Annotated in this window: 1 protein-coding gene; it reads left to right on the top strand. The window is 73.3% G+C overall.

Going from position 1 to position 5,637, the window contains the following annotated elements; all coding sequences use genetic code 11:
- Window positions 1-31: 31 nt before the first annotated feature.
- On the top strand, window positions 32-5,637 hold a 5,606-nt coding region (locus DCH402_RS23100; protein WP_040001174.1), incomplete at its 3' end, for a two-partner secretion domain-containing protein.

Genomic DNA, 5,637 nt, shown 5'->3' with positions numbered 1-5,637 from the left:
TTTTCATACAGCAAAACTCAGGAGTTCAGGGATGAAGGCGGTGAAGACGTCGCAGCGGGTGATGGTGTGGGCGCTGGTGTGGCTGACGGGGCTGCAGCCGGTGCTGCCGGCGTGGGCGGCGGGGGTGACGGTGGCGTCGGGCAACACGGCGCTGGAGGCGGCGGGCAACGGGGTGCCGGTGGTGAACATCGCCACGCCGGACGCATCGGGGCTGTCGCACAACCGCTACCACGACTTCAACGTGGACAACCGCGGACTTATCCTCAACAACGGCACCGCCCGGCTGACGCCGAGCCAGCTGGGCGGGCTGATTCAGAACAACCCCAACCTGAACGGCCGGGCGGCCGCGGCCATCCTCAACGAGGTGGTGTCGCCGAACCGCAGCCGGCTGGCGGGCTACCTGGAGGTGGCCGGTCAGGCGGCGAACGTGGTGGTGGCGAACCCGTACGGCATCACCTGCAGCGGCTGCGGCTTTCTCAACACCCCGCGCCTCACGCTGACCACCGGCACGCCGCAGTTCGACGCGGCGGGCGGGCTGAGCGGTCTGGACGTGCGCGGCGGGGACATCCTGATAGACGGGGCGGGGCTGGACGCCAGCCGCAGCGACTACTTCGGGCTGATAGCGCGCACGGCGTCGCTGCAGGCGGGGCTGAATGCGCGGGACGCGCAGGTGGTGCTGGGGGCGAACCGGGTGGGGGCGGACGGCCGGGTGACGGCGCAGGCGGGGAGCGGGCCGGCGCCGGTGCTGGCGCTGGACACCGGGGCGCTGGGCGGGATGTACGCCAACCGCATCCGACTGGTGTCGACGGAGCAGGGCGTGGGGGTGAACACGGCGGGGCTGAGCGCGCGGGAGGGCGACATCCGGCTGTCGGCGAACGGGCGGCTGCAGGTGCGCGGCGCGGTGGCGCAGGGGGAGCTGACGGCGCAGGGCGAGACGCTGGCGCTGCAGGGCAACCAGCAGGCGCAGGGCAGCATCACGCTGCGCGGGGCGCAGGGCGTCACGCTGACGGGGAGCCGGACGCGGGCGGGCCAGGGGCTGACGCTGGCGAGCGACGGGCGCATCACGGCGGCCGACGCGGGGCTGAGCGCGGGGGTGCGGGAAGACGGGACGGTGCAGCCGGGGGACGGGCTGAGCCTGACGGGGCGTGAGCTGGCGCTGGGGCAAAGCCAGCTGGCGGGCGACCGGGTGAGCCTGAACAGTACAGGGGCGGTGAGCCAGTCGGCGGGCGGGGCGTGGCAGGCGGGGAGCGTGCTGACGGTGAACGGCGGCGCGTTGTCGCTGGACGGCGACGCGGGGGCGCAGACGCTGACGGTGAGCGGCAGCGGGCTGAGCGGGTCGGGGCGCTGGCAGGCGACGGGGGACCTGACGCTGGACGGGCTGGACGCGGCGCGGTGGGACGGGGCGCTGCTGGCGGGCGGGGCGCTGTCGGTGCAGGCGGCGAGCCTGGGCAACCGGGGCACGCTGGCGGGCGGGCGGGTGACGCTGACGACGCCGGGGCTGGACAACCGGGGCACGGTGAGCGGGCGGCAGGTGGCGGTACGGACGGCGCAGCTGGGCAACGCCGGCACGCTGTCGGCGGACGAGACGCTGACGATACAGGCACAGACCGGGCTGGATAACAGTGGCTCATTGCTGTCAGGCGGGGCGTTGACGATAGCCGCCGGGCAGACGGACAACCGGGGGGTGCTGTCGGGCGGCGCGGTGACGCTGAGCGGTGATTCGCTGTGGAACGGCGGGACGCTGCAGGGGCGGCAGTCGCTCGGAGTGAATGCACTGGCCGGGTTCAGCCAGACGGCGGACGGGGCGCTGACCAGCGGCGGGACGGTGACGGTATCGTCGGGGACGCTGGAGACGGCCGGGGCGTTATCGGCGCAGGGGCTGCAGCTGCGGACCGGGCTGTGGCGCAATCAGGGGGCGGTGAGCCTGACGGGCGACGGGCAACTGACGGTGGACGAACTGGATAACAGCGGCACCCTGTTGTCGTCCGGGGCATGGGATATTGCGGGCGGGCGGCTGGGCAACAGCGGCACGCTGCAGGGCGACCGGCTGACGCTGCGGGGTGACCGGCTGGACAATCAGGGGGCGCTGACCGGCACGACACAGACGGCACTGCGACTGGGCGGGGCACTGGCTAACCGCGGGACCGTGAGCGGCAACCGCCTGGCCGTGACCGCCGCGGCGCTGGACAACGGCGGCACGCTGCTGGGGGTGGAGGCGCTGACGCTGACGACCGACGGCGCGCTGACCAACCGCGGGACCGGCCGCCTGCTGACGCAGGGGGCGGCGGTGCTGACGGCGGCATCGGTGGTCAACGCCGGCGAGGGGCAGGCCGGCCGCCTGCAGCTGACGGGCGGGACGCTGGCCAACACCGGCACGCTGGCGGTGAACGGCGGGGCATCGCTGACGCTGGACGGGCTGGACAACCGGGGCACGCTGTCGGCAGGGGGCGACCTGACGGTCACCGGGGCAGACCTGCGCAACGCGGGGCAGATGGCGGCGCAGGGCGCGCTGACGCTGACCGGCAACTACGGCGGCGCGGGCAGCCTGTACAGCGAGGGGGCCCTGAGCCTGAGCGGCGCGGCCCTCGTCAACGGCGGCGGGCGCTGGCAGGGGGCGACGGTCGCCGTTCGCGGCGGGCCACTGACCAACAGCGGCACGGTCACCGGGCTGACGGCGCTGACGGTGACGACGGACGGGACGCTGAGCAATACCGGGCGGCTGGAAGGGCGGCGACTGGACCTGACGGCGGAGGCGCTCGACAACGGCGGCACGCTGCTGGGGGTGGATGCGCTGACGCTGGCGATAACCGGGACGGCGCGCAATCAGGCCGGGGGCCGGTTTCTGAGTCAGGGGGACGGGCGTCTGACGGCCGCCACGCTGGACAATCAGGGCGACTGGCAGGGCGGGCGTATTGATGTCACGGCCGGCCGCGTGCGCAACGCCGGGCAGGTGCTGGGTATCGCTGCGCTGACGCTGACGGCCGATAACGCGCTCACCAATACCGGCACCGGCAGACTGCTGACGCCGGGGGCGGCGGTGCTGACGGCGGCGACGGCGGTCAACGACGGCGAGTGGCAGGCCGGCAGTCTGAGGCTGACGGCGGACCGCCTGCGCAACGGCGGGCGGATACACAGCGACGGCGACCTGGTGGTCACGCTGCCGACGGCGGACGGCGACCCGCGGCGGCGGGCGGCACAGCGACTGGCGCAGGAGGTACAGACCCTCGGGGCGGGCGAGCTGAGCAACAGCGGCACGCTGGTGGCGGACGGCGACGGCCGGCTCACCGCCCGTCAGGTGGACAATGCGGGCACGCTGTCGACCGGCGGGGCGCTGACGCTGACGGCGGGGGCCATCACCAACGCCGGCCGGCTGGAGAGCCGCACGCTGAGCCTGACCGGCGACAGTCTGGACAACGGCGGCACGCTGCTGGCGGAGCAGGGCGGCGGGCTGACCCTGAGCGACCGGCTGACGGTGGGCGCGGACGGGCAGGTGCTGAGCAACGGCGACTGGCAAATACAGGCCGGCGCGGTGACCAGTCTGGGGCAGTGGCAGGGGAAAAACCTGCGGCTGAGCGCGGACACGCTGACCCATGACGGGGTGCTGCAGGCGGAGCGGGACATCACGCTGGCCCTGTTGCAGGATTATACCGGCGGCGCGGGCAGCCAGGTGCGGGGCAACGGGGCGGTGACGCTGACGGCGGACCGGGTGACGCAGCAGGGCGACATCGGCGGCGAGCGGCTGCAGCTGACCACCGGCACGCTGACCAACGGCGGGCGGCTGGTGGGGCTGTCGCAACTGGACGTGACCAGCCGGGGGCAACTGACCAATAGCGCGGACGGCGCACTGCTGGGCAACGGCACGGCCGGTATCACGGCGGCGGCGCTGAGCAACGCCGGCGTGCTGCAGGGCGATGCGCTGACGGTGCGGGCGGGCACGGTGGACAACGCCGGCAGTATGCAGGGCACGGCGGCGCTGACGCTGGACGGGGTGACGCGCTATGACGGCGGGGCCGACAGCCGGCTGCTGAGCGGCGGCGCCATGACGCTGGCCCTCGACACCGCCGACAACGGCGGGGTGTGGCAGGCGGGTGAGCTGCGCGTCAGCGGGACGTCGCTGACCAACCGGGGACAGATAACCGGGCTGAGCGGGCTGACTATTGACGCGACCGGCCTGAGCAATGCCGGCCGGCTGGCCACCCAGGGGCGGGCGACGCTGCGCGGGCGGCAGTTTGACAACGGCGGCACGCTGACCGCGCTGGGCGACCTGACGGCGGACTTCCGCGACGGCATCGTCAATCAGGCGGGCGGGCAGCTGCTGAGCGGCGGGGCCGGACAGCTGACCACCGGCACGCTGACCAACGCGGGCTGGGTACAGGGTCAGGACCTGACGCTGACGGCGGACACCCTGTTCAATCAGGGCTCGCTGCTGGGGCTGGACGACGGCGCCATCCAGCTGACCGGCGCCTATGTGGGCGGGGTGAACAGCCGGGTGGGCGGCAACGGCGCGTTCAGCCTGAGTGCGGCGACGATAGACCAGGCCGGGCAGTGGCAGGCGCGGGACGTGACGTTACGTGCCACGCGCCTGCGCAATCAGGGCACGCTAACCGCCGGCGGGCAACTGACCGCCACGCTGGATGACGCCCTGGAGAACACCGCCGGGGCCGTGCTGTCGGGCGGGACGGTGTCGCTGGGCGCGGCGACGGTGAGCAACGCCGGGCAGCTGGAAGGCCGTCACGGGCTGACGGTAGCGGGCGGCAGCCGGCTGGACAACCAGCGCGGCGGGCAGCTGCTGTCGGGCGGTCAGTTGGCACTGAGCGCGCCACAACTGACCAACGCGGGCTGGGTACAGGGGCAGGACCTGACGCTGACCACCGCGCAGCTGGACAACGGCGGCACGCTGCAGGCGCAGAGCGGGCTGACGCTGCACCTGCCGCAGTGGACCAACCGCGGGACGGTGCAGGCGGGGCAGCTGGACATCACCACCGACGGGGCGCTGGAGAACCGGGGCACGCTGCTGGGGCTGACGCGGCTGGCGCTGCAGGCGGCGCGTCTCGACAACGCGGACGGGGCGCGGCTGTACAGCGCAGGCAACCTGCAGCTGCGCACCGGGCAACTGGTGCAGAACGGGCAGCTGGCGGCGCTGGGCGACCTGCGGGCGGACATCGGCAACGCGTTCACCTTCACCCGCACGCTGGCGGCGGGCGGGCAACTGACGCTGAATGTCACGGGGGACCTGGTGCAGGCGGGGACGCTGCAGGGCAACGGGGTGACGGTGACCAGCACCGGCACGCTGACGCAGCAGGGTCGGATTGTGGCGGGCACGGGCGACAGCACGCTGTCGGCGGCGGCGATAAACCAGACGGCGAGCGGCAGTATCCAGGCGGGCGGCGCGCTGCGCCTGCGGGCCGAGGGCAACATCGTCAACCGGGGTTTTGTCGGCACCGCGGCGGACCTGCTGCTGCAGGCGGGCGGGGTGATAGACAACGGCGGTCTGCTGTACGGCGGGGGCAACCTGTGGCTGCTGTCGGATGCGCTGGTGAACCGGTTCGGCAACATCCTGGCGGGCAACAGCCTGTGGATACAGCGCGACGCGGCGGGCAACGCCAGCGGCAGCGTGCTGAACAGTTCGGGCACCAT

The organism is Dickeya chrysanthemi NCPPB 402 (genome assembly GCF_000406105.1).
Lineage (GTDB): Bacteria > Pseudomonadota > Gammaproteobacteria > Enterobacterales > Enterobacteriaceae > Dickeya > Dickeya chrysanthemi.
The sequence above is the reverse complement of the archived record's forward strand: the minus strand, read 5'-3'. Positions and strand labels throughout refer to the sequence as shown.